Source organism: Staphylococcus edaphicus, from assembly GCF_002614725.1.
GTDB lineage: Bacteria > Bacillota > Bacilli > Staphylococcales > Staphylococcaceae > Staphylococcus > Staphylococcus edaphicus.
The window spans coordinates 145,507-170,888 of record NZ_MRZN01000003.1 but is presented as its reverse complement, the minus strand read 5'-3'; the positions used below and the strand labels follow the sequence as shown (position 1 = coordinate 170,888).

The following is a 25,382-nucleotide window of genomic DNA, read 5'->3' as shown; positions in this document are numbered from 1 at the left end:
TCCTTATGCTTTGAATGGTTTAGTGCTTATTTCTAGAGCTGCGGCTAATTGCCCTTCATAATTGAAGCCAGCTAATAGAAATTCGTCATTGTCATTTACTTCGAAATGAGTTAATCCTTGAACATAAACCCAACCATTGTCTTTTAATTTTAGTCCAACACGATAAGGATCTTTGTTTCCACCTTTGAGTTGTGCATGGTCATACGTGACTTGAATATTTCTTAAAAAGGTGCCTGCATTGAATACGCGTTGGTCGAAGTGTGCAGCATATGCGCCGTTTGTTGTTTCAACGTGAAGGTATACAGGTTGATGCTCATATGATGAAAGTAAATTTTGTACTTTGTCATAATCGATCTCTTCCAAATTGATTGCCTCCTTGCTATAAGAACTTAATTTTACAAAATTCATTTATTGAAATAACTTTACGATATCATATGTACCTAAAAATCAGTCTACTACTTAGTTTAAACCGACTTTTATACATTTTCTACCAGAAAAGTAAATTTTATAGATAAGTATTGTATTTTTGATTATCCTTCCATTCTACTAAAAAATACACCATAAATGTATCTCTATGCTCAATAAATTATAAGTTATTTGTTATTTTAGGATAGCAATTAAGAATGGACTCAATTTCTGTAAAAAATTGTATAAACACGTATAATGAATAAGTGTAATAGAAAGGATATACGAGCGTAATGTTTAGTATCATTGGGAGGGTGAACCTAAATGAAAATAACGAATCTTGGCACAAGCGATTATGCTTCGTTTTATGTTGCGTGTGAATTATATAAACAAATGAGCCAGCAAAGTCATAGTAAATTGGGCCTAGCTACAGGTGGCACAATGGTAGATGTCTATAAATTTTTGGTGGAATTATTAAATAAAAATAAATTAGATGTAAGCGAAATCGAAACATTTAATTTGGATGAATATGTAGGAATTGAGGCAATTCATGAACAAAGTTACCATAACTATATGAATGAAATTCTATTTAAACAATATCCTCATTTTAATCTATCACTTATCCATATACCAAATGGTAATGCAGTTCATCTTGAAGATGAAACGAAACGATATGAACAATTGATTAATCAAAAAGGTCCCGTAGATATTCAAATTCTTGGTATTGGTGAAAATGGTCATATTGGGTTTAATGAACCTGGTACGGATATTAATAGTGCGACTCACGTCGTCGATTTAACAGAAAGTACAATTAATGCGAATAGTCGTTATTTTGATAATGAAGCGGATGTGCCAAAACAAGCAATTTCTATGGGACTATCAACGATTTTAAAAGCACATAGAATTATTTTATTAGCGTTTGGTGTGAAAAAAAGAGCGGCTATTGAGAAGTTAGCAAAAAATGAAGTGAACAGTGATGTGCCAGCTACCATTTTGCATGCACATCCCAATGTAGAAATATATGTTGATGATGAAGCGGCACCTCGATTATAATGATGTCGTTTTAATATTTATGAAACGGGTAGACATTTTAAGTAAAAGATTTTAAATAAGTATAGTCATGAAATGGCTTTGATAATTTAATTCAAGAAGGGATGATCATTTTGGAATTACAACTAGCAATTGATTTATTAAATAAAGAAGAAGCAACAGAGCTTGCAAATAAAGTGAAAGATTATGTAGATATTGTAGAAATTGGAACACCAATCGTTATTAATGAAGGTTTACCGGCAGTGCAATATTTAAACGATAATATTGAAGGCGTAAAAGTCTTAGCAGACTTAAAAATTATGGACGCAGCAGACTATGAAGTAAGCCAAGCAGTTAAATTTGGTGCAGACGTTGTCACAATTTTAGGTGTTGCTGAAGACGCTTCTATTAAAGGTGCAGTTGAAGAAGCACATAAAAATGGTAAAGAGCTATTAGTTGATATGATCGCGGTACAAGACTTACAAAAACGTGCAAAAGAACTAGATGAATTAGGTGCAGATTATATTGCAGTGCATACAGGCTATGATTTACAAGCTGAAGGTGAATCACCGTTAGAAAGCTTACGCCAAGTTAAATCAGTCATTAATAATTCTAAGGTAGCTGTTATCGGTGGTATTAAACCAGATACAATTAAAGAGGTTGTAGCAGAAGAACCGGATTTAGTTGTAGTTGGTGGCGGTATCGCAAATGCAGATGATCCAGTTGCAGCAGCAAAACAATGTAGAGATGCGATTGAAGGCAGATAATATGGCTGAAATGACAAATTATCGATTGATTTTAGATGAATTGGATCGCACGCTAGCACAAGTTAGAAATAATGAAGCGGAAGCATTTCTAGGACAAGTAGTAAAAGCAAACCAAGTATTTGTAGCGGGTAAAGGTCGTTCTGGTTTTGTTGCTAATAGTTTTGCAATGCGTTTAAATCAATTAGGTAAGTATGCACACGTTATTGGTGAATCAACGACACCAGCGATTACAAAAGAGGATTTGTTTGTAGTTATTTCTGGTTCTGGTTCGACAGAACATTTACGCATCTTAGCTGAAAAAGCGAAAAGTGTTGGCGCTGAGGTTGTGTTATTAACTACAAGTCCTAATTCAGACATTGGGAAGCTTGCGAGCGCAGTCATAGAATTACCAGCCGGCACGAAATATGACGCTGAAGGTTCATCGCAACCGTTGGGTAGTCTGTTTGAGCAAGCTTCACAAATATTGTTAGATAGTATTGTTTTAAATTTAATGTCCGAACTTAATGTGGATGAAGAAACAATGCAACAAAATCACGCTAATTTAGAATAATTGAGTATGGAAAAATAAAAATAAGTAAACCATTTTCGATTTAGCTATTTAAGATAAAGTAGGAATCTAAGGCAGACACTGTTCTTAGATTCCTTTTTTTGTTAACACACTTTATAGCTAAAAACGAATCGATACGTTAATAGTATAATTGTTGAAAATTGGGATAGCGCACCATTATTAAAGATTAATGATTGATATGTCGAAAGATAGACTCAGAATAGTTAGTTAAACGAGTAGAAAATGGGAGAGTTATGGTAATGACTACCACAATAAAATCGTTAGGGCATTTTTTCGATTTAATGTTAACATATTTATTATAGAAGTTAACAAAGGGTGGAATGACGATGTTGCAGTTACTGGAAAAAATAGAACATTATGCACAAGTCCAGCCAGATCGATATGCTTTAGACTTTGGCCAAGACAAGCGAACCTATACACAAATAGCGCATAAAATTAGACAACACAAGGAACGATTTAAGAAAGTACCAAAGTATAGTTATGTAGGTTTACTGCTTGAAGATCCATTGACAACAGTAGAAATATATTTGACTTTACTTCAACAGCATTGCGTTCCTTGCATATTAGACTTTCGATGGTCACAAGAACAGATTGATACTTTGGTAGATAGTTATGGCATACCATTTTTAATAACCAATGACTTCACATTGATAGATACGCATAAAAAGCAGGAACTGCTTAAGTGGCACGAGGATTTATTACATATCGGTTTTACTTCAGGAACAACCGGATTACCTAAAGCTTATTATCGCAATGAAATATCATGGATTTATTCCTATAAAGAAACGGAAAAGTTAATGAAAAAGGATGTCAATACATTAATTGCACCTGGCCCATTATCGCATTCACTTTCATTATATGTATGCATATTTGCATTATATAGTGGAAGGCATTTTATAGGTCAACAAACATTTAATAGTCAACGATTAATGACAAAGATAGAACAAGAAAAAACAGGCGCTCCGTATGCCTTGTTTGTTGTTCCGACGATGTTAGTATCATGCCTAACAATACATGGTGAAGCGAAAGGATTTAGCTATTTATTTACGACAGGTGATAAATTACAAAGTCATGTAAGACATCAAGTACGTAATCGCTTTCCACATACCCAATTAATCGAATTCTTCGGAACGTCTGAAGCGAGTTTTATCAGTTATAACTATAATGATGAGGCACCAAGTGCTTCAGTAGGGAAATTATTTCCAAATGTAGAAGTAAAGTTAACACAGCCGGATGAACGAGGTATAGGGATACTTAAAGTGAACAGTAATATGGTATTTAGTGGGTATGTATCACAAAGAAAGGTGGATAATCAGTGGATTGATATAGGTGATTTTGCTTCAATGGATGAGCAAAATCATCTCTATTTACATGGTAGGCAGTATGACCGCATGATTATTGGTGGGAGGAATGTATATCCAACTGAAATCGAACGGGTTGCACAAAAGTTTGAAGTGTTTAATGAAGTTTTGGTCATTAGCGCCCCCCATGCAAAATTCGGGGAGATTGCTATTTTGTTATATACAGGATCGCATCATGTCAAACATAGCGTATTAAAAGCCTTTTTAATTAAACGGTTGGCTAGATATCAAATACCTTCCAAAATTTTAAAAGTAGAACAAATGCAATATACCCAAAGCGGAAAAATCGCACGTGAAACTATGAAAAAGAGATATTTGAAAGGGGAACTTTAAATATGGCAGAAGCTGTTATTGTTGCTGCGAAACGTACTGCATTTGGCAAATATGGTGGTTCATTAAGACATGTAGAACCCGAAGATTTATTGAAACCATTATTTCAACATTTTACTGAAAAATACGCAAAAGCTATGCTACATATCGATGATGTTGTGCTTGGTAATGTTGTTGGAAATGGTGGGAACATTGCCAGAAAGGCTTTGCTCGAAGCAAATCTGAATATACATATTCCAGGTTTAACGTTAGACAGACAGTGTGGATCAGGATTAGAAGCTATTACTTATGCTTGTAGAATGGTTCAAGCAGGTGCGGGTAATATGTATATTGCAGGTGGTGTTGAAAGTACGAGCAGGGCGCCGTGGAAGATCAAAAGGCCACAATCTGTTTATGATACACACCTGCCTGAATTTTACGAACGTGCTTCGTTTGCCCCGGAAAACCAAGATCCGTCAATGATTGAAGCTGCTGAAAATGTTGCTCAAACATATGGCATTACTAGAGAAGACCAAGATCTTTATGCTCTAAATAGCCATAATAAAACGATAGACGCATATAAACAGAATTTGATTCAGCAAGAAATAATAAGTTTAAAAATTAAAGGCGAGATATTCAATAGAGATGAAAGTATTAAAACAAGATTGAGTGAGCAAACATTAAATCGCTTAAAGCCATTATTACCAGGTGGAAGTGTTACTGCTGGTAATTGTTGCATGAAAAATGATGGCGCAGTGTTATTGTTGATTATGGATAAAACAACTGCCATATCACATGGGTTTAATGAAGGATTAGTGTTTAAAGATAGTGTTACGTTGGGTGTTGAACCGACATTACTTGGAATAGGACCGGTGCCAGCAGTTTCTAGGCTGCTTAGTAAACATGCTTATACAATCGATGATATAAATGCTATAGAACTCAATGAAGCTTTTGCCTCTCAAGTAGTGGCGAGTCAAAGACATTTGAGTATTGCAGATGAAAAATTGAATAAATATGGCGGAGCTATCGCGACAGGGCATCCTTACGGTGCAAGTGGCGCTGCACTCGTTAACCGCTTATTTCATATGAAAAGCGAAACAAGAACCATTGCAACAATGGGCATTGGAGGGGGAATGGGTAATGCAGTGCTATTTGAAAGATGGTCATGAATCAATAGAAGTAGTGTTTAATGCGGAGGAAGTAAACCAGTATAAAGCTTTTTTTAATATTTTAATAAGTGAGGCTGTACCACCATTATATTGTGCAAAATTATGGCCGAAATTTTCATTGTTTCAACAATTAAAAAATAGTGAAATTGTGTTAAAAGAAACCCAAGTTACTCAAATACAAGATATAAAGGTAAATGTACATTATTTAGCACAATTACATGTGATAGAGCAGAAAAAGATACGTCAGTTTATGAAATATGTCTTACAATTAGAAATTTATAAAAATGAAAATAAATGTATAACTATCAGACAAATATTTATGGAGAAAATCTAAGATGATAAGCATATATAATGAAGAAGTTAAAGCATATTTAAAGTTCATAGATGATCAAAATCCACTGCATACATATATTGTGCCAGGCCAAATGATAGTACAGATGGCGTTAGAAAATCAAAGATTGTACTGGACTTCGTTTAGAGTGAAATACATTGAAAGTATTGAAATAGGTGAACAAATTTCATTTTTTATGAGTGATGATGACACTTTAGTTGTTTCAAATCAAAATGATATTTTAAAAATAAAAATAATTAAAGTTTAATAAAATTAATTCGTATATATTTAGTAAAATTGTGTGATTAAAATGAAGTTTTGAACAAAGAATTGTTATGTTTAATATACATTTTTCGCATAAAAATAATTTTGAAATCCTTTTAAAAGCTTAATTCAATTTGACATTATTAATTAACTACGTATAATTATATAACATGTTAAGGGAGTGGACACATTCATGGATTATGAAAAGGATTTTGATAAAAGTAACATAAATAAGGTTGATCCTAAAGCTGCAAAAAAAACTGTGTTTGCCACAGGTATCGGAAACGCGATGGAATGGTTTGACTTTGGTTTATATTCTTATTTAGCGGTCATACTAGGGCAAAATTTTTTCAGTTCGGTGGAAAATGATCAACTCAAGACAATTTTTACATTTGCGACATTTGCTATTGCTTTCCTACTTAGACCTGTTGGTGGTATTATCTTTGGTATTATTGGAGATAAGTATGGTAGGAAAGTCGTATTAACGACCACGATTATTATGATGGCGTTCTCGACGTTACTCATTGGGTTATTACCTACATATGATCAAATTGGTGTGTGGGCTCCGATATTACTTCTACTAGGTAGAGTGTTACAAGGTTTTTCAACTGGTGGAGAATATGCAGGTGCTATGGTTTATGTAGCGGAATCATCACCAGATAGAAAGCGTAATACACTAGGTTCTGGTTTAGAAATCGGTACACTATCTGGTTATATTGCGGCATCCGTATTAAGTGGATTATTATTCTTCTTTTTAAATGATGATCAAATGGCTTCATGGGGTTGGAGAATTCCATTTATCTTAGGTTTATTCTTGGGTATGTTTGGTTTTTATTTAAGAAGAAAACTAGAAGAATCTCCAGTATATGAAAATGAAATTGCATCGAAACCGAAGCGAGATAATATTGGTTTCTTTACAATTATTAGATATTACTATAAAGACATTATTGTATGTTTTGTTGCAGTTGCGTTCTTTAACTGTACAAACTATATGGTAACTTCATATATGCCATCATATTTACAAGAAATTGTTAAATTGGATAGTACGACAGTATCAGTTTTAATTACTGTTGTTATGGCAGTTATGATTCCGTTAGCATTAATGTTTGGGCGCCTCGCAGATAGAATCGGCGAGAAAAATGTATTCCTAATTGGCCTCATTGGTACAGCTGTATTTAGTATAGGGGCATTTGCGTTACTTCAAACAACATCAATTGTATTTATCATCGTTGGCATCTTCGTCTTAGGCTTCTTCTTATCAACATACGAAGCAACGATGCCTGGATCCTTACCAACGATGTTCTATACACATATAAGATATAGAACATTAGCAGTAACATTTAACGTATCTGTTTCGTTATTTGGTGGTACAACGCCATTAATTGCATCATCACTTGTAGCGAAGACAGGAGATCCTTTGTCACCTGCTTATTATTTAACAGCTATGAGTATTGTTGGCATCATCGTTATTACATTATTACATGTAAGTACGTCTGGTAAATCACTTAAAGGTTCTTACCCTAACGTTGAAAGTGACGAAGAGTATGAATACTATGCTGAAAATCCAGATAAAGCTATGTGGTGGGCAAAAGACAAACGTGTTTAATTAAAAATTTATATTTAAAGAAAAAATTGAATTTTAAGCTGTCATAAAGTTTAGCGACTTTATGACAGCTTTTTTGTATAAATGCGGCTTGAGTCAACATTTTTATATTAAAGTGATGATAGTATTGTTCCTAAATTAAAAAATATCAAAAAACAATTGACTCTAGAAAAAAACAGTGTATTATTATCGTTAGATATCTAATTAAATGAGGTGCTTGTTTGGAACAGTCATATGGATATTTATTTAGAATGATAAGCCATGAGATGAAACGAAAGGCAGATCAGCGTTTGAAAATGTATGATATTACAAACGAACAAGGCCACACGCTAGGTTACTTGTATGCACACCAAGCGGATGGACTTACACAGAATGACATTGTGAATGCTTTACAACGTAAGGGTTCAACAGTAAGTAATTTACTTAAGAACTTAGAAAGTAAGAAGCTCATATACCGTTATGTAGACGCGAATGATACTAGGCGCAAAAATTTAGGTCTAACTGCATCAGGTAGGAAATTAGTTGAAGGGTTTACTGGTGTATTTGACGAGATTGAAGCGCTCATGAGTTCTCAGTTATCAGAAGCAGAGAATGAAATAATGAAACAAAATCTATCTAAAATGCTTAGTTGTTTAGAAGATTAGTTACTATAAGTGGCTGTTATAAATTGAAAATTTAACAGCCACCATATTTTTGAATATATAGTTAGATATCTAACTATTAGGTGTCTAAATAAAAAGGAGAAATATAGAAGTGAAAGACGAACAGTTATATTATTTTGAAAAATCATCAGTATTTAAAGCGATGATGCATTTTTCAGTTCCTATGATGATAGGAAGTTTATTAAGTGTAATTTATGGTATTTTAAACATTTATTTTATTGGATTTTTAGGCGATAGTCATATGATATCGGCTATTTCGCTCACTTTACCTATATTTGCAGTGTTAATGGGTTTAGGTAATTTATTTGGTATCGGTGGAGGAACTTATATTTCCCGGTTATTAGGTGTGAAAGATTATGTAAAAACGAAATTTGTGAGTAGTTTTTCTATTTATGGTGGGCTTATATTAGGTGTTATTGTTATTTTAATGACTATTTTCGCTACTGAACAAATTGCCCTTTTATTAGGTGCACGTGGTGAAACACTTGGTTTTACAAGTGCTTATTTAAAAGTAATGTTCCTAAGCGCACCATTTGTTATATTGTTCTTTATTTTAGAACAATTCGCGCGATCCATTGGTGCACCATTTATCTCAATGATTGGTATGCTAGCTAGTGTGATTTTGAATATCATTTTAGATCCTATTTTAATATTTGGTTTTGATTTAAATGTAGTAGGTGCTGCTTTAGGTACTGCTATTTCAAACGTTGTTGCGTCGCTATTTTTCATCATTTATTTTTTAAGAAAAAGTGACATGATTACAATTAGTTTGAAATATGTAAAACCGACGAAAGAAATATTAGTAGAAATTTTTAAAGTAGGCTTTCCTGCATTTTTAATGAGTATTTTAATGGGCTTTACGGGATTAGTATTAAATTTATTTTTAGCTGGCTATGGTAACTTTGCTATTGCAAGTTATGGTATTTCATTTAGATTAGTACAGTTTCCTGAATTGATTATTATGGGGCTTTGTGAAGGAGTAGTGCCATTAATTGCTTACAATTTTATGTCTGATAAAGCACGTATGAAAAATATTATTAAAGTCGTAATCATGACAATCGTTGTGATTTTTGCGGTTTGCATGGTCATTGTGTTTACGACAGGTCATCAATTGATAAGTATTTTCTCTAATGATGCGGCTATTGTAGGTATGGCGACATTTATGTTGAAAGTAACAATGACCTCATTATTATTAAATGGCATTGGTTTCTTATTTACTGGTATGTTGCAAGCGACTGGTCAAGGACGTGGTGCAACAATCATGGCTATTTTACAAGGTGTAGTCATTATCCCAGTACTATTTGTAATGAATGGATTATTCGGTTTAACTGGTATCGTATGGTCGTTATTAATTGCAGAAACAATTTGTGCTTTGGCTGCGATGCTCATTGTATACTTATTACGAGATAGATTAACAGTAGATAAAGAAGAATTATTAGAAGGTTAATCTTTCTAATGTAATATAATAATGTAAAAAATCTTTGTGCATTCAAAATGTCTGCGCGAAGATTTTTTCGTTTTGTGTTATTTTTAAATAGTAACGAACTATTCATGAATATGGGGGATTTTATATGGCTTTGACAGTAGAGCAGTATTGGCGCAAATTTATTGAAGCATTTCCAAAATACAAAGGGGTACCATTTGAAGCGTGGTCTTTTGGCGTTGATGAAGATGAATTAGCTAATTTAGTAAAACAAGGTGAAAAAACAGCAACAACCAGTGGTTATGAGACATACAAAGTAGAAGGTGAACCGTTACCGGAAGTAGGAGATGTCAGTGTTGTACTAAATGAGAAAGGTCATCCACAATGTGTGATTGAGACAACACGTGTATACCAAACGCCTTTCAATGAGGTGACGAAACATCATGCTTTCTTGGAAGGTGAAGGAGATAAATCGTTAACACATTGGCGTGAAGCACATATAGCATTCTTTAAACCGTATTATGAATCATTAGAAATCAATTTTAATGAAACTTCAATGATGGTTTGTGAAGAGTTTAAAGTACTATATGTATAAAAAGAGTGGTACATCAGTTAGAACTGCTTCGAGGTTACTCTCCAAGCAAACAAAGGGGACAATCTTTGTCTAACTGTGTACCACTATGGGTGTGTGTTTATAGGGATGTGTTTTTCAAAGTATGGTTAAGGGGACAACTTAAGCATACTTTGTAACTTCATATTTCTTAATAAGGGGAGTTAATTGTATATCGTTTCTTCTGAATTCAATTTATTGCATCTTCTGTATAATCTTCGATGAGTTGAAAATGAGTCTAATAACTTAATTTCATATTATCGACGTCATTTTCTAGTAGAGAGAGTAACTTATATAATTCATTCTTGTTGAAGCTTTCATCGAATTTAACAGAAATTGTTTTGAAAGTCTTGGTGATAATTTCATATATGGGGTTACCATTTTCAAAAGCTTGTTTGTAGATAATCATGTTGTGTTTCCCTCCTTCATCTCTCTACACTACATATAATAATAGAAATATATGTAGAATACATGAGTCTACGGTATCAACTTTTTATCAGTCTAACGTCGTATCATAATTCAAAATTAATTTTTTGACTAATAAAAGGCTACCTTAATGTTTTAACCATTTAAAATTTAGAATAGTATATTGTGTATTTAGTTTAAATTTGCACTTTTAGAAATATTTTTGTAATATTGTAATTGAATCGTAATATGATTCAAAAATTTTAAGTGGAGTGATACAGAATGAATAAGATAGCAAAGACTTTTGTAGCTGGTAGTATTGTATTTGGGACTGCATTAGGCATAAGCGTTTCTAATGAAGGCGTATCACACAGTCAAGCACAAGCAGCAACGACGCAACCTTGGTATGAGTATAATGGTTATACTTCAAAAGGTGGAGATTTTGTATTAGATCAAGCTTTTTATAATGGTCTGAAAGCAGGCAATGTAGAATTTAATGGTATTAAAGTTAATGGCAAATACGAATCTAACACAGCAACTAAAACACTATATGATCAAAAATTCCAACAAGTTGATGGAAACAAAGCAAATAATGTAGCCTTTGACATTCAAAATAAAGCAGTAAGTTTTAAAGACATACGTGTGCAATATGGTCAAAATTATAAGTATCAAGAACCTATGAATGGTGAGAAAAAAGCAAAAGGTGATGGCTTATATGGATATGATGTAGGAAAAGGTCACATTGTATTTTATGTAAGTGATGGTTACGTGAAAAGTGCAACCCTTTCTTAATAGAAATGTTTAACAAATTAAAGCACGTCGTTATCAATATGTGATAACGACGTGCTTTTTATTGAAACTTTTATTGATTAAACTTCTGTAACTTCTACATCGATATGTTCTATACGATTATAGGCACCATGGTCAACTGGACCAACGAAGTCATTCATTTTCCAACCGTTTTTAATTGCAGAAGCAACAAAAGCTTTAGCAGCAATGACAGCTTCTTTCGGAGATTTTCCATTTGCTAAATATGCAGTTGTAGCAGCAGCAAATGTACAACCAGCTCCGTGATTATAACTTTGTTGGAACATGTCAGTAGTTAATTGATAGAAGTTTTTTCCATCATAGTATAAGTCATAAGATTTATCTTGATCTAATGCTTTACCACCTTTAATAATAACGTGTTTAGCACCTTGTTGATGGATGATTTTAGCGGCATTTTTCATATCTTCAATAGATTTTAATGTGCCTAAATTAGCTAATTGTCCAGCTTCAAATAAGTTTGGTGTTACGACTGTAGCTTTTGGTAGTAAATATTCAATCATTGCATCGGTATTACCAGGATTGAGTACTTCATTTTCCCCTTTACATACCATGACTGGATCTACTACAAAATAATTTGCACCAGATTCAACGTAGGCTTCGCCAGCACGTTTAATAATTTTTTGTGTACCTAACATACCTGTTTTCACAGCGTCCGGGCCAATGGAAATGGCTGTTTCTAATTGTTTTTCGAATACATCAAATGGAATCGGTGTAACATCATGAGACCACGATTGCTTATCCATAGTGACGATTGAAGTTAGCGCTACAATACCGTATGTACCTAATTCTTGGAAAGTTTTTAAATCGGCTTGCATGCCTGCACCAGCACTTGTATCTGAACCGGCAATGGTCAATGTTTTTTTCAATGCCATGGAATTTCACTCCTAAATATCTTTTGAATATATCATATCACGTTTGTCGAGTATTCTAAATAAAGAGCTTTAAAATAGAGTTGTGTCATGTGGAATTTAAGAAAAATTTTACCTTAACACAATGTAGCTTAATCATAGACATGAAGGAATAAAAAAGGAATACCTGAGCAAAGCTTATGCATAAGGTTACTAATCTCTTAGAGAAAGTAACACTTTATATGTTATTATATCAATGAGGTGAGCGGTATATGGAATGGTCGGATGTTTTTCATGAAATAACGACGCGACATGATTTTAGTGCCATGCACGATTTTTTAGAGAAAGAGTATACAACAGAAATTATTTATCCAGATAGAGAGAATATTTATCAAGCTTTCGATTTAACACCATTTGAACAAGTGAAAGTGGTTATCTTAGGACAAGATCCTTATCATGGACCGAACCAAGCACATGGTTTAGCGTTTTCTGTACAACCAGATGCGAAATTCCCGCCCTCTTTACGAAATATGTATAAAGAACTTGAAGATGATATTGGATGTGTGAGAAACTCACCACATTTACAAGATTGGGCACGTGAAGGCGTATTATTATTAAATACAGTCTTGACGGTTCGTCAAGGAGAGGCACATTCGCATAAAAATATTGGGTGGGAGACTTTCACTGACGAAGTGATACAGGCTGTGTCAAAACATTTAACGCATGTGGTGTTTATATTATGGGGGAAACCTGCACAGCAAAAAATTAAATTAATCGATACATCGAAGCATCACGTTATACAATCACCACATCCTAGTCCGTTATCAGCTTATAGAGGATTCTTCGGTTCTAAGCCTTATTCGCAGGCAAATGCATATTTACAAACAATCGGTAAGCAACCTGTGAATTGGTGTGAGAGTGAGGTTTAAAAAATGGAAAAAGATAAAATCATTCAATTAATTGAACAAGAATTAGTTCAAGCAGATGAAGCAAATAGTAATGCTGAGTTTGAAAAACATATTTATGCGATTCATACTTTAACGTCATTAGTGAGTCATACCTCATCTACAAAACAGGTCTATAGTGATAACAGTTTTAATGTGTCATCTTCTTTTAAAGCAACTAAACCACAGAATTCCCCAGCGACACAAGGCGTTTCTGAAGATGAAATACGTGCAATGGGTGGAAAAGTTTCGGATGTTTCTTCGCCAAGTACGACAACGAATACATCATTAACTGCTAATAAACTAGTTACAGATGATGAAGTAGGTAATGGTGACTCCATTTTTGATTTTTAAAGAATTTTAAATAGTAAAGGAAATGAATAAATCATGATGAAAGTATTTATTATTTTAGGTGCACTAAATGCTATGATGGCTGTAGGTACAGGCGCATTTGGTGCACATGGATTAGAAAACAAACTATCCGCTAAATATTTATCAGTATGGGAAAAAGCAACAACATATCAAATGTATCATGGCCTAGGGTTACTAGCGATTGGTATCATTAGCGGAACTACATCAATTAGTGTGAATTGGGCAGGTTGGCTATTGTTCTTTGGTATCGTATTTTTTAGTGGTTCATTATATATATTAGCACTGACACAAATTCGTATACTTGGTGCGATTACGCCAATTGGAGGCGTACTGTTTATCGTAGGTTGGTTAATGTTGGTAATTGGTACATTCAAAATATAAATTTATAATTGTTATAGAATTCATCTTGTGGGTATAATACACTCCATGAGGTGAATTTTTTTATGAGTCAAAATAATCAGCAAGTAGATAGAGGAGATTTAAAGAAAAACCTATCTGAAAAATTTGTGTGGGCGATTGCTTATGGATCATGTATAGGTTGGGGCGCATTTATTCTACCAGGTGACTGGATTGGACAATCAGGCCCGATTGCGGCTGCGATTGGTATTGTGATTGGTGCGTTGTTAATGATACTTATTGCAGTAAGTTATGGTGCATTAGTTGAACGTTTCCCAGTTTCAGGTGGCGCATTTGCGTTTAGTTTTTTAGGATTTGGAAGATATGTTAGTTTCTTCTCATCATGGTTTTTAACTTTTGGTTACATATGTGTAGTTGCATTAAATGCTACTGCGTTTAGTTTGTTAATTAAATTTTTACTACCAGATATATTGGAAACAGGAAAATTATATACCATTGCAGGATGGGATGTGTATATTACTGAAATTCTCATTGCATCATTATTACTTATCATATTTATGTTTATAGCTATTAAAGGTGCTAGCGTTTCAGGATCATTACAATATTATTTCTGTGTAGCAATGGTTATTACAATATTATTATTGTTCTTTGGCTCGTTCTTTGGAGGTAATTTCTCTTTAGAAAATTTACAACCATTAACCAACGAGAAAGAGGGTTGGTTTACTTCCATAATTATGATTGTGGCAGTGGCACCGTGGGCATATGTAGGATTTGATAATATACCACAAACGGCAGAAGAATTTGATTTTTCACCTAATAAAACATTTAAATTAATTGTATATAGTTTATTAGCAGCTGCTGTTACTTATGTATTAATGATTTTATATACGGGTTGGTTAGGCACAACGTCAACTAGTTTAAATGGTAACTTGTGGCTAACAGGTGCAGTGACGCAAGAAGCATTTGGCTATATTGGTTTAGCAGTATTAGCAATTGCAATTATTATGGGGATATTTACTGGCTTAAATGGGTTCTTAATGAGTTCAAGCCGTCTCTTGTTCTCGATGGGTCGTTCAGGTATTATGCCGTCTGTATTTAGCAAATTGCATAAAAAATATAAGACACCTTATATAGCAATTATTTTCTTAGTAGCCATTACATTAATTGCGCCATGGTTAGGTCGTACGGCACTTACTTGGATTGTTGATATGTCATCAACAGGCGTATCAATCGCGTATTTCATAACTTGTCTATCAGCAGCCAAGTTATTCAGTTATGATAAATCAAGTAATACGTATGGACCTATTTATAAAACATTTGCTATTCTAGGGACCATCGTTTCATTTATCTTCTTACTATTATTATTAGTGCCTGGTTCGCCAGCATCACTTTCGGCACCTTCATATATTGCATTAGGTAGTTGGCTAGTGATTGGACTCATTTTCTTTATCGTTCGTTATCCAAAATTAAAACGTATGGATAATGATAAGTTGAGTAAATTGATATTAAACCGTTCAGAAGATGACATTGTAGATTTAATAAATGAAAACAAGTCAGAACAAACGAAATAATCCGCTTTATTTAAAATGATATATGTACAAAACATGTAAAAATAAATATGGTTATTATATACATCGGAGGGATATCCTAATATGGTTATCTCTCCGCTTTTTTAATTTATTGGATTCTCTTTGCATTAGAAAACACTTTTATTTAAAAGGGTTTTTGTTCATAATAAAATTTAAAGTGATACGCAATTAAGCCAAAGTAAATAGGAGGTTATGTTATGAATAAAGAAGAACGGTTATTAAACAATATTAGAACTTTATATGACAAAATTGTTTGGTTAAACAAACCGATTATGGAAGCAAGGTTAAACGACTATACTTCTACTGAAGTGCATTGTATAGAAGCAATACAACATAGTGAACAGCCAAACGTGAGCCAATTGTCTAAAACATTATTTATGACTAGAGGCGCAATTAGTAAGCTCACTAAAAAATTAATTAAAAAAAATGCAATTTATAGTTACCAAAATCCTATGAACAAAAAAGAAATTTACTTTAAATTAACAGATAAAGGACAAGAAGCGTTTCATGTTCATGAACAATTACATAAAGAATTTCGTGCACGCGATCAAGAAGTATTTAATCAAATATCTAATGAACAATATGATGCAATGTTATCCTTCTTGAAACTTTATAATGATCATTTAGACGTTGAAATCCAAAAACAAGAACAACATTAAACACAAGCGGTGCGTAAGTGTCCTAAATGGAATAGGCAAAGGATGCCATGGAAAGTACAACCATTGAATGATAACAGTGACAAATGCTACAAATAAAAGCTAGGTTCCAATCTAAGTATAGAGTGGAACCTAGCTTTTATTGTTGACAAGGAAACAATAAGGTTGTAATATTTTGTTGACGAGGAAACAAAAGGAGTATCTATTATGAAAAATAACAGTCTAAATCCCGTGCCTAAAAATATAATCATTGCTGCATGGGCGATTGCGCTTGGTGCAATTACACCTATGCTTGATTCAACTATGGTTAATATAGCAGTCAAAGATTTAACAGCATCATTTCATACAACATTGGACTGGGTACAATGGGGAATCACAGGTTATTTGCTAGCACTGGCAATGGCTGTTCCCATTTCAGGATGGCTCATGAATCAATTTAATAGTAAATATGTTTTTATTTCTGCCGTGGTTGGGTTTGGAATCACATCATTTATTACAGGCTTGAGCTGGAATATTTCTGTATTTATCGCATTTAGATTGATTCAAGGATTTAGTGCGGGCATCATTACGACATTAATGTCTACGATGTTAATTAAGATAGCAGGAGAAGCTTATATAGGAAGAGTGATTGCTATCGTTAGTACGCCCATGATATTAGGCCCTATCTTCGGTCCTGTAATAGGGGGATTCATCGTTCACGCGTCATCTTGGCGTTGGATCTTTTTTATTAATGTATTAATTACATTGATTGCTGTTCCTATTATGGTGAGAACGTTACCTCATTTCTGTCCATTCAATAAAATGAAATCATTAGATATTGTTGGTATGCTTCACTTATGTCTCATAAGTATCACAATGATTTACGGACTAACCCAAGCAACAAAATATGCGAGTTTTGTTAATAACACAACGTTAACTAGTATGATTATAGGCATTTTGCTTATAGTGAGTTATATTATTTATAATAGACGTAATCAGTACAATACAGTATTACCTACTAATTTGTTTAAACACAGAAATTTTGGGGCTTCAAGTTCTGGTTTGTTTTTATCCAATATCGCCATCTTGGGTCCTATGATTATATTGCCATTGTTTTTTCAAGACTTTTTTCATTTTACATCTATATCCGCAGCATTGATGTTGATGCCACAAGGTGTTGGCATGTTGATTACGCGCCCTTTGATTGGCAAACTAACAGATCAATATGGTCCGAAGGTCATTGTCTTAGTCAGTGCTTTCTTTGTGTTAATTTCAACGATTCCTTTTATCAGTGTTTCGTCGCATTCTTCTATTATTTGGATTGAATTGGCCTTGTTTTTAAGAGGGTGTTTTGTAGGCGGAGTCATGTTGCCACTGACTAGTGGTGCGTATCTAGGATTGAAAAATGAACAATTGACAGAAGCGGGCGTTGGTATAAATATAATTGAAAACTTGGGTTCTAGCTTTGGCGGAGCATTAATAGCAACAATTGTAGCTACTTTCATAAATACGCTGCCTACAACGGCTCACAACATATTGGTTGGGTACCATGCGGGCTTTTTAGTATCTATGCTTGCTATCATTTGTTTGTTTTTACCTGCTAGTTTTTTGAATAAAAAAATATCAACGATGCAATGATTAAAAAAGGTGCATATTTTTAAATTTAGGAAGGAACGAAAAAGATCTGGATGAAATACGTTTATCATAGCACGTGTTTCATCCAGACTTTAATGCGTTAGCAGTAATGCTATATTCTTTTTTTTCGAACTTTTTTTCCCGAAATAATAAGTTTGGATATTTGATCGGCGAAAAGTAAGCCAAGTGCAATGGCACCTGCAATGAGTGTTACTTCTAACATCGTATTAATGGCTTTACTAAATTCTAACAACACTAGGTTCTTAGTTGCATCAAATGCAAGACCACCTGGAACAAGTGGAATGATGCCAGGAATCATGAATATAATCACGGGTTCCTTTTTTGAACGTGCCATGACATGGCTTAAACAGCCTAAAGCAAGGCTGCCAAAGAAACTAGAGTATATTGTGTGTGTGTTTAAACCATCAAAAAATATTGTATAGACCATCCATCCGCATGCACCCACAATACCTACCGTATTATAAAGGCGTTTTGGAACATCAAATATAACGCCGAAGAAGAGGGAAGCAGTATAACTAAATATAAAATTTAAGATCCAAAACATAGACATTGCTCCTAAAATATAATAAGTATTGTACTAACACCGGCTCCGATGCCAAATGCAGTGACGAGTGCCTCTAATGATTTAGTGGTAAACATTAACATATGACCGCCGAATAAGTCTTGGATTGCGTTTGTGATTAACACGCCAGGAACAATGGGCATGACTGCAGCAATGATTATTGTAGCTACAGAACCTCCGGGTATGAGGTTGTGACCAATAATGGTAACCAATCCAATTACTAATGCTCCTATAAATTCTGGTATAAATTGGGCATGTAATTTTTGTTGTAGTATTTCCACTACGATATAGCCTAATGAACCAGCTAATAATGCTGTAAATACGTCAATTAAATGACCACCTTGTAAATATAAAAAACTGACAGATATCACTGCAGCAGCAATGAATTTGTAAAAAAGATAGTGGTTTTTAATACTTTGTTCCTGATAGATAACTTGCAATTCTTGAAAAGCATCTTCTAAGGAAATATCGCCTAGTGCTAAACGTCTAGAAATACCGTTTGTTCGTGAAATGCGATGAAGGTTAGTATCACGCGTTCTAATTCGATACATACGTGGATAAGATTCATCATGCAACATGAAATTAATAACGGTATTTGTAACAAAGCTATTACTTTCTTTATGACCTAAAGTCGTAGCAATGCGCGTCATGGTATCTTCCACGCGAGAACCTTCAGCACCAGACTCTAATAATATTCTTCCTGCTAACATGATGACATCTTTCGCCATCTTTTCATCATAACTTTCTATAGCTTGATTATATATTGTCATTTAATCACCAATTAAAATTTATTTAACCAACCATTCGTAATACAGTGTATAGGGTGGGTAGAAGTTACTAAAGTAATAATATTTATTGTAACATTTTATTAACAAGGTTTGTAATTGAATTGTAAATAAGGCATGTATGTTAAAAAATGTATTTTGTACAATTATTTGAATACATTTATGTTTCAAATATTTCAAATAGGTTAAAATAGTATTAGTTAACTGTTACAGACAAATATTGAGTAGCGACAATATACGACAGTTAACATTAAATTAAGTAGTGATTAAAAGTTCTCCCAAACACACTACATCCAACAAAGGCACACTTATTGATATAGTAAGTGTGCCTTTGTTATTACAATTGCATTTAATATAGTGGATGGTAATGGTAACGCAGATTGAGCTTTGCTATAAACCCTATTTATAAGGTGCTTTGTGAATGTGTTTAACGTGTTTTTCAAATGTTTTGATTGATGTCATTTTTGTACTAAACACATATGATTGATAGCGATGTACTTAGGTTTCAATATGTGTGGGGGAATTATAATGAGTGAAAAAATACAAATTCGAACTAGACGCAAGTCCAGTTTGCGCGATGCAAAAATTTGAAATATTAAATATCAAAAAAGGCCGCATTCCATTTGTTATGGATGCGGCTTTTTTGATTATCTTTCTATATGCATTTTCTATAAAGAAAATAATTGTTGTAGGTTAGCTTTAGTAACGATATGTCCTACATAAAAACTTCCAAAGTCGCCATAGCGTGCTGTTGTTTCATCGAATCGCATTTCGTAAACAATTTTTTTAAACTGTAATGGGTCATCTGCGAATAAAGTGACACCCCATTCGAAATCATCAAAACCGACGGAACCTGTGATGAATTGTTTGATTTTACCAGCATATTTTCTACCAATTTTACCGTGTGCATACATCAATTCTTGTCGTTTTTCTAACGGTAGCATGTACCAGTTATATGTTTCATTACGACGTTTATCCATAGGATAGAAACAAATGTATTCAGATTGAGGTAATTCTGGGAATAGTCTTGGTTTGATATGTGGATTTTCATAAGGATCCTCATCTGATTTCCCCGCAAGATAGTTACCTAATTCAATTATAGATACATATGAATAAGTTGGAATTAAGAAATCGGTAATTTTTAATTTGTTAAATTCATTTTCAAAAGCATTTAAATCTTTCATCTCTGGACGTAATGCCCATAAAAGAATATCGGCTTTTTGACCTGTAATATTATAAAAAGCATGATCGCCAACATGATTTGTACGAGCTTCTTCATGTTTAGTTAAAAATGTTTGTAATTCATCTACGAGTATTTCACGTTCTTCTGTTGGTACTAAGCGTAAACTAGACCAATCTATAGCGTATAATAAATGTAAACTATACCATCCATCTAACGTTTCTGGTGCTTGTGGCATTTAAATCGCTCCTTTTTATGAAAAATGCTATGTGTTCACTACAAAATTCTACCATAAAGGACCGCTCAAAACATAAGTAAATGATTACAAATTGGTGACATGGAATTTTAAGAAAAAATAACGTATAATGAAAACGTGAAATATTAAGAAAAGAAATTCGAGGAGGCCCCTAATGACTTTATTAGACGTATTACAAGAAAAACTTACGGGAAAAAACGTGAAAATCGTTTTACCAGAAGGTGAAGATGAGCGCGTATTAGAAGCTGCGACACAACTGCAAGGAACAGATTATGTTTCTCCAGTATTATTAGGAAATGAAACGACAATCAAAGCCTTAGCTAGCGATAAAGGATTAGATGTTTCAAGTTTAGAAATTATTGATCCAGAAACAAGCGAACTGAAGCAAGAACTTGTTACCGCATTTGTAGAACGTCGTAAAGGTAAGGCGACTGAAGCACAAGCACAAGAAATGTTAAAAGATGTCAACTACTTTGGTACAATGCTTGTTTATACTGGTAAAGCAGAAGGACTAGTAAGTGGTGCGGCACACTCAACAGGTGATACAGTACGTCCAGCGTTACAAATCATCAAAACAAAACCCGGTGTTTCTAAAACGTCTGGTATTTTCTTCATGATTAAGGATGATAAGCAATATATCTTTGGAGATTGTGCAATCAATCCAACACTTGAGGCACAAGATTTAGCTGAAATTGCTGTAGAAAGTGCAAAATCTGCTAAAAGCTTTGGCATGTCACCACGCGTAGCAATGTTAAGTTTCTCAACAAAAGGTTCAGCTAAATCAGATGATGTTGAAAAAGTTGCTACTGCTGTGAATTTAGCTCAAGAAAAAATTGAAGCGGATCATATTGAAGATGTGATTGTTGATGGAGAATTCCAATTTGATGCGGCAATCGTACCCGAAGTAGCTAAGAAAAAAGCGCCAGATGCTAAAATCCAGGGTGATGCAAATGTATTCGTATTCCCAAGTTTAGAAGCAGGTAACATTGGTTATAAAATTGCGCAACGTTTAGGTGGATTTGATGCAGTAGGACCAGTATTACAAGGGCTTAACTCTCCAGTGAATGATTTGTCTCGTGGCTGTTCTACAGAAGACGTGTATAATTTATCAATCATTACTGCAGCGCAATCATTACAATAATGGATTTAGCAAGTAAATATTTTAATGGTACAGATTGGCGTTATATTGACCATTCTTCAGGGCTAGAACCAATGCAGTCTTTTGCATTTGACGATACTTTTTCTGAAAGCGTTGGGAAAGATTTATCTTGTAGTGTCGTGCGTTCTTGGGTGCATCAACATACTGTGATATTAGGTATACATGATTCAAGATTACCGCATTTACAAGATGGTATACGATATCTCACAGAAGAACGAGGCTATAATGCCATTGTTAGAAATTCAGGTGGGCTTGGTGTCGTACTAGATCAAGGCATACTGAATATATCACTTCTATTTAAAGGGAAGCATGATATTACTATTGATGAGGCCTTTACAGTGATGTATTTATTAGTTGCTAAAATGTTTGAAGATGAAGATGTGGATATTGATACGCATGAAATCGAAAGGTCTTACTGTCCAGGTAAATTTGATTTAAGTATTAATGGCAAAAAGTTTGCTGGTATTTCTCAAAGACGTGTGCGTGGAGGTATAGCCGTTCAAGTTTATCTTTGCGTAGAAGGTGACGGTAGTGAACGTGCAGATATGATGAAATCATTCTATGATCGGGCGCTACAAGATGAAGAAACAAAATTCACCTACCCTGACATTGACCCACAATGCATGGCGTCACTTGAAACATTATTAGGCAGAACTATCACTGTACAAGATGTGATGTTTCAACTATTATATGCGATTAAAGATTTAGGTAGTCGTTTAAATATGGAGCCTATGACTGAAGATGAATGGCAACGTTATGATGGTTATTTTGAAAAAATGATTGAACGTAACGCTAAAATAAACCGATCTATGGATTGACGTTAAATAAGGAACAGGTTAAACACTTCTATGTGGAAGTCGTTAACCTGTTCCTTTTATTTTTCGAATTTAAATTTAAATTGTAGTGATAGATTTCTATATCTGTTGAATTATAGAAATGAAATAAGTAATATAGTGAAAGTATGGTTTAAAAATCCGATTATTAATAAAATTCCTCAATTTTAACGTTAGTTTTTTGAATATATAGACAGGGCGTTTTATAATAGGGAAGTATTGTAAATAATTAGTAGCAGGTATTAACTTTTGCCACAATTAGTTACAAGTTATCTCAAAGAATTATTTTCATCAGTGCATAGAAATAAATAATATATGACTAGAGTCGTATGGTAATATATGAAATTTGTGAGATAATATATAATGGTATGTGCAAAAAATGAGAAAAATGTCTATTTTAGAAAAACATAGACTTTTAAGAACCTAGATAACGGATTATTTCCCGGGGAATATAAAGTGATGCTATTTAATAGATAGTCGTGCACGGGCATACACTGAACAGTGTGAGACACACAAAAACATAAATTTAAAGAAAATACTAAAGGTGATTGAAAATATGGCACAACAAGGATACGGTGAAGCGAACGGAAAAGTAATATTAATAGGAGAACATGCTGTTACGTTTGGCGAACCAGCTATTGCGATTCCATTTACAACGGGAAAAGTAAAAGCAAAAATAGAATCGCTAGAGACAACAAGCGCTTCATATATAAAAAGTGATGTGTACGATGGCACATTACAACATGCACCAGAGCATTTGAAAGCGGTCATCACACGATTTATTGAAAAATATAACATAGCACCACCCATTAAAGTTTCAATCGATACAAATTTGCCACCTTCAAGGGGATTAGGTTCTAGCGCAGCGATGGCAGTTGCTTTTGTGCGTGCAAGTTTTGATTATTTAGATAAACCGTTGACAGATGAGATGTTAATAGAAGAAGCGAACTGGGCAGAACGTATTGCTCATGGTAAGCCGAGTGGTATAGATACACAAACCATCGTTTCAAATAAGCCCGTATGGTTTAAACAAGGACATGTTACAACATTAAAACCTTTAGATTTAAATGGTTATATGGTCGTTATCGATACAGGCGTTCGAGGTTCTACTAAACAAGCGGTTGAAGATGTTCATCATTTATGTGAAGTGGATCGTGATTATCTGCAATATGTTGAACATATTGGTAAACTTGTACATGAAGCAAGTGATTCAATTGAACATCATAATTTTGAACAATTAGCCAAGGTATTTAATTTGTGCCAAGAGAATTTAAGAACACTTACTGTAAGTCATGACAAAATAGAAGAAATATTAGATGCCAGCAAAGAACAAGGTGCGATTGCAGGTAAATTAACAGGTGGCGGTCGTGGTGGCAGTATGATTGTACTTGCCTCTAACATTGAGACAGCGAAACGTATTGTAGATAGTGCAACAAAGTTAGGTGCGCATCATACATGGATTGAATATTTAGGAGGGTAATGAAGTTGGTGAATAGTGGTAAGGCTCGTGCACATACAAATATTGCACTGATTAAGTATTGGGGAAAGGCAGATGAAACATATATTATTCCAATGAATAATAGTTTATCTGTTACGCTAGAACGTTTTTATACTGAAACTAAAGTCACATTTGATGAAAGCTATACTAAAGATACACTGATATTAAATGGTGAAGCAGTTACGGCAAATGAATCAGCTAAGATTAGTCGTTTTATGGATGTTGTTAGATTACAAGCCGGTACAACAATGTTTGCCTATATTGAAAGTGAAAACCATGTTCCAACTGCTGCTGGTTTAGCGTCATCAGCAAGTGCTTATGCTGCACTAGCAGCTGCGTGTAACAAAGCTTTAAATCTAGGATTAACGGGTAAAGCGTTATCTAGGTTAGCGCGAAGAGGTTCTGGATCAGCATCAAGAAGTATCTACGGCGGTTTTGTAGAATGGGAAAAAGGGCATGATGATGAATCATCATACAGTTTTCCCGTTGAAGCAGATAATTGGGAACAAGATTTAGCAATGATTTTTGTCGTGATTAATAATAAATCAAAAAAAGTATCAAGTCGTGCCGGGATGTCACATACACGTGATACGTCGCGTTTTTACCAATACTGGTTAGATCATGTAGATGAAGATATAGCATCAGTTAAGCATGCGATATCCCAAAAGGATTTTATGCAAATGGGAGAAGTAATCGAAACAAATGGCTTACGAATGCATGCAACAAATTTAGGTGCACAACCTCCGTTCACTTATATGGTGGAGGATAGCTATCTCGCGATGGACATCGTACATCAGTGTAGAGAAGCAGGTTATCCGTGTTACTTCACAATGGATGCAGGCCCTAATGTAAAAATTTTAGTAGAAAAGAAAAATCAACAAGCAGTGATAGAAGCACTACATCAATCGTTTGATAAAGACCAAATCATTGCTAGTGACATTATAAGTACAGGCGTTGAAATTATTGAGTAAGGA

General features: G+C 34.1%; 28 protein-coding genes. 22 read left to right on the top strand and 6 right to left on the bottom strand.

All coding sequences use genetic code 11. From position 1 onward, the window contains the following. Nucleotides 1–3: 3 nt before the first annotated feature. Nucleotides 4–363: a YojF family protein gene (locus BTJ66_RS03440; RefSeq protein ID WP_099089594.1), complete on the bottom strand. Its 360-nt coding sequence runs from the start codon at nt 361–363 to the stop codon at nt 4–6. Between the two features lie 366 nt (nt 364–729). Here BTJ66_RS03440 and nagB point away from each other — a divergent pair, with 366 nt between their 5' ends. From nagB to BTJ66_RS03385, 11 genes are all read left to right on the top strand, one after another. Then, on the top strand, nt 730–1,458 hold the full coding sequence (gene nagB, locus BTJ66_RS03435) for a glucosamine-6-phosphate deaminase (protein ID WP_099089593.1): 729 nt from the start codon (nt 730–732) through the stop codon (nt 1,456–1,458). Nucleotides 1,459–1,568: 110 nt separating this feature from the next. Then, nucleotides 1,569–2,201: a 3-hexulose-6-phosphate synthase gene (gene hxlA, locus BTJ66_RS03430; protein WP_099089592.1), complete on the top strand. Its 633-nt coding sequence runs from the start codon at nt 1,569–1,571 to the stop codon at nt 2,199–2,201. Between the two features lies 1 nt (nt 2,202). Beyond that, the gene (hxlB, locus tag BTJ66_RS03425; RefSeq protein WP_099089591.1) at nt 2,203–2,751 is read left to right on the top strand and encodes a 6-phospho-3-hexuloisomerase; all 549 of its coding nucleotides are present in this window, start codon (nt 2,203–2,205) and stop codon (nt 2,749–2,751) included. Between the two features lie 344 nt (nt 2,752–3,095). Continuing rightward, nucleotides 3,096–4,463, top strand: a complete 1,368-nt coding sequence (locus BTJ66_RS03420; RefSeq protein WP_238597580.1) for an AMP-binding protein — start codon at nt 3,096–3,098, stop codon at nt 4,461–4,463. A gap of 2 nt (nt 4,464–4,465) precedes the next feature. Beyond that, nucleotides 4,466–5,608 (top strand): thiolase family protein, encoded by a 1,143-nt coding sequence (locus BTJ66_RS03415; protein WP_099089590.1) that lies wholly within the window; start codon nt 4,466–4,468, stop codon nt 5,606–5,608. Next, nucleotides 5,580–5,942: a hypothetical protein gene (locus BTJ66_RS03410; protein WP_099089589.1), complete on the top strand. Its 363-nt coding sequence runs from the start codon at nt 5,580–5,582 to the stop codon at nt 5,940–5,942. The genes BTJ66_RS03415 and BTJ66_RS03410 overlap by 29 nt, the downstream gene beginning before the upstream one ends. Nucleotide 5,943: 1 nt before the next feature. Then, nucleotides 5,944–6,207, top strand: coding sequence for a hypothetical protein (locus BTJ66_RS03405; protein WP_099089588.1), 264 nt, complete (start codon nt 5,944–5,946; stop codon nt 6,205–6,207). Between the two features lie 189 nt (nt 6,208–6,396). Beyond that, nucleotides 6,397–7,809 (top strand): MFS transporter, encoded by a 1,413-nt coding sequence (locus BTJ66_RS03400; RefSeq protein WP_099089587.1) that lies wholly within the window; start codon nt 6,397–6,399, stop codon nt 7,807–7,809. Nucleotides 7,810–8,027: 218 nt separating this feature from the next. Further along, complete coding sequence (locus tag BTJ66_RS03395; RefSeq protein WP_099089586.1) at nt 8,028–8,450, top strand: MarR family winged helix-turn-helix transcriptional regulator; 423 nt, start codon at nt 8,028–8,030, stop codon at nt 8,448–8,450. A 109-nt stretch (nt 8,451–8,559) separates the two neighbouring features. Next, nucleotides 8,560–9,915 carry an MATE family efflux transporter gene (locus BTJ66_RS03390; protein WP_099089585.1) on the top strand — a complete coding sequence of 452 codons (1,356 nt, stop codon included), beginning with the start codon at nt 8,560–8,562 and terminating at the stop codon, nt 9,913–9,915. A gap of 124 nt (nt 9,916–10,039) precedes the next feature. Further along, nucleotides 10,040–10,486 (top strand): ASCH domain-containing protein, encoded by a 447-nt coding sequence (locus BTJ66_RS03385; protein WP_193433008.1) that lies wholly within the window; start codon nt 10,040–10,042, stop codon nt 10,484–10,486. 253 nt (nt 10,487–10,739) lie between these two features. Here BTJ66_RS03385 and vraX read toward each other — a convergent pair whose 3' ends face one another. After that, nucleotides 10,740–10,910: a C1q-binding complement inhibitor VraX gene (gene vraX / locus BTJ66_RS13555; RefSeq protein ID WP_099089584.1), complete on the bottom strand. Its 171-nt coding sequence runs from the start codon at nt 10,908–10,910 to the stop codon at nt 10,740–10,742. 278 nt (nt 10,911–11,188) lie between these two features. On the opposite strand from vraX, the gene isaB reads away from it, so the two are divergent. Then, nucleotides 11,189–11,698, top strand: coding sequence for an immunodominant staphylococcal antigen IsaB family protein (gene isaB, locus BTJ66_RS03375; protein WP_099089583.1), 510 nt, complete (start codon nt 11,189–11,191; stop codon nt 11,696–11,698). 77 nt (nt 11,699–11,775) lie between these two features. Here isaB and thiD read toward each other — a convergent pair whose 3' ends face one another. Further along, entirely contained in the window at nt 11,776–12,606 is an 831-nt protein-coding gene (gene thiD / locus BTJ66_RS03370; protein WP_099089582.1) for a bifunctional hydroxymethylpyrimidine kinase/phosphomethylpyrimidine kinase, read from the bottom strand. 248 nt (nt 12,607–12,854) lie between these two features. Here thiD and BTJ66_RS03365 point away from each other — a divergent pair, with 248 nt between their 5' ends. From BTJ66_RS03365 to BTJ66_RS03340, 6 genes are all read left to right on the top strand, one after another. After that, entirely contained in the window at nt 12,855–13,511 is a 657-nt protein-coding gene (locus BTJ66_RS03365) for a uracil-DNA glycosylase (RefSeq protein WP_099089581.1), read from the top strand. Nucleotides 13,512–13,514: 3 nt separating this feature from the next. Then, a complete protein-coding gene (locus tag BTJ66_RS03360; RefSeq protein WP_099089580.1) occupies nt 13,515–13,880 on the top strand; it encodes a DUF5327 family protein in 366 nt (121 codons plus the stop codon). Between the two features lie 36 nt (nt 13,881–13,916). Continuing rightward, on the top strand, nt 13,917–14,279 hold the full coding sequence (locus tag BTJ66_RS03355) for a DUF423 domain-containing protein (protein ID WP_099089619.1): 363 nt from the start codon (nt 13,917–13,919) through the stop codon (nt 14,277–14,279). 62 nt (nt 14,280–14,341) lie between these two features. Then, entirely contained in the window at nt 14,342–15,826 is a 1,485-nt protein-coding gene (locus tag BTJ66_RS03350) for an APC family permease (protein ID WP_099089579.1), read from the top strand. A gap of 215 nt (nt 15,827–16,041) precedes the next feature. Further along, entirely contained in the window at nt 16,042–16,503 is a 462-nt protein-coding gene (locus BTJ66_RS03345; protein ID WP_099089578.1) for a MarR family transcriptional regulator, read from the top strand. A 204-nt stretch (nt 16,504–16,707) separates the two neighbouring features. Then, nucleotides 16,708–18,117, top strand: a complete 1,410-nt coding sequence (locus BTJ66_RS03340) for a DHA2 family efflux MFS transporter permease subunit (protein ID WP_099089577.1) — start codon at nt 16,708–16,710, stop codon at nt 18,115–18,117. 109 nt (nt 18,118–18,226) lie between these two features. Here the strand turns inward: BTJ66_RS03340 and BTJ66_RS03335 are convergent, their stop codons facing one another. From BTJ66_RS03335 to hemQ, 3 genes are all read right to left on the bottom strand, one after another. Beyond that, a complete protein-coding gene (locus BTJ66_RS03335) occupies nt 18,227–18,679 on the bottom strand; it encodes a threonine/serine exporter family protein (protein ID WP_099089576.1) in 453 nt (150 codons plus the stop codon). 11 nt (nt 18,680–18,690) lie between these two features. After that, nucleotides 18,691–19,461: a threonine/serine exporter family protein gene (locus BTJ66_RS03330; RefSeq protein ID WP_420801872.1), complete on the bottom strand. Its 771-nt coding sequence runs from the start codon at nt 19,459–19,461 to the stop codon at nt 18,691–18,693. A 689-nt stretch (nt 19,462–20,150) separates the two neighbouring features. Further along, the gene (gene hemQ / locus BTJ66_RS03325; protein ID WP_099089574.1) at nt 20,151–20,900 is read right to left on the bottom strand and encodes a hydrogen peroxide-dependent heme synthase; all 750 of its coding nucleotides are present in this window, start codon (nt 20,898–20,900) and stop codon (nt 20,151–20,153) included. Between the two features lie 172 nt (nt 20,901–21,072). Here hemQ and pta point away from each other — a divergent pair, with 172 nt between their 5' ends. From pta to mvaD, 4 genes are all read left to right on the top strand, one after another. Beyond that, on the top strand, nt 21,073–22,059 hold the full coding sequence (gene pta, locus BTJ66_RS03320; RefSeq protein ID WP_099089573.1) for a phosphate acetyltransferase: 987 nt from the start codon (nt 21,073–21,075) through the stop codon (nt 22,057–22,059). Next, complete coding sequence (locus BTJ66_RS03315; RefSeq protein ID WP_099089572.1) at nt 22,059–22,895, top strand: lipoate--protein ligase family protein; 837 nt, start codon at nt 22,059–22,061, stop codon at nt 22,893–22,895. Before pta ends, BTJ66_RS03315 begins: the two co-directional genes overlap by 1 nt. A 571-nt stretch (nt 22,896–23,466) precedes the next feature. Then, entirely contained in the window at nt 23,467–24,390 is a 924-nt protein-coding gene (mvk, locus tag BTJ66_RS03310) for a mevalonate kinase (RefSeq protein WP_099089571.1), read from the top strand. A 5-nt stretch (nt 24,391–24,395) separates the two neighbouring features. Then, a complete protein-coding gene (gene mvaD, locus BTJ66_RS03305; protein WP_099089618.1) occupies nt 24,396–25,379 on the top strand; it encodes a diphosphomevalonate decarboxylase in 984 nt (327 codons plus the stop codon). Nucleotides 25,380–25,382: the final 3 nt, after the last annotated feature.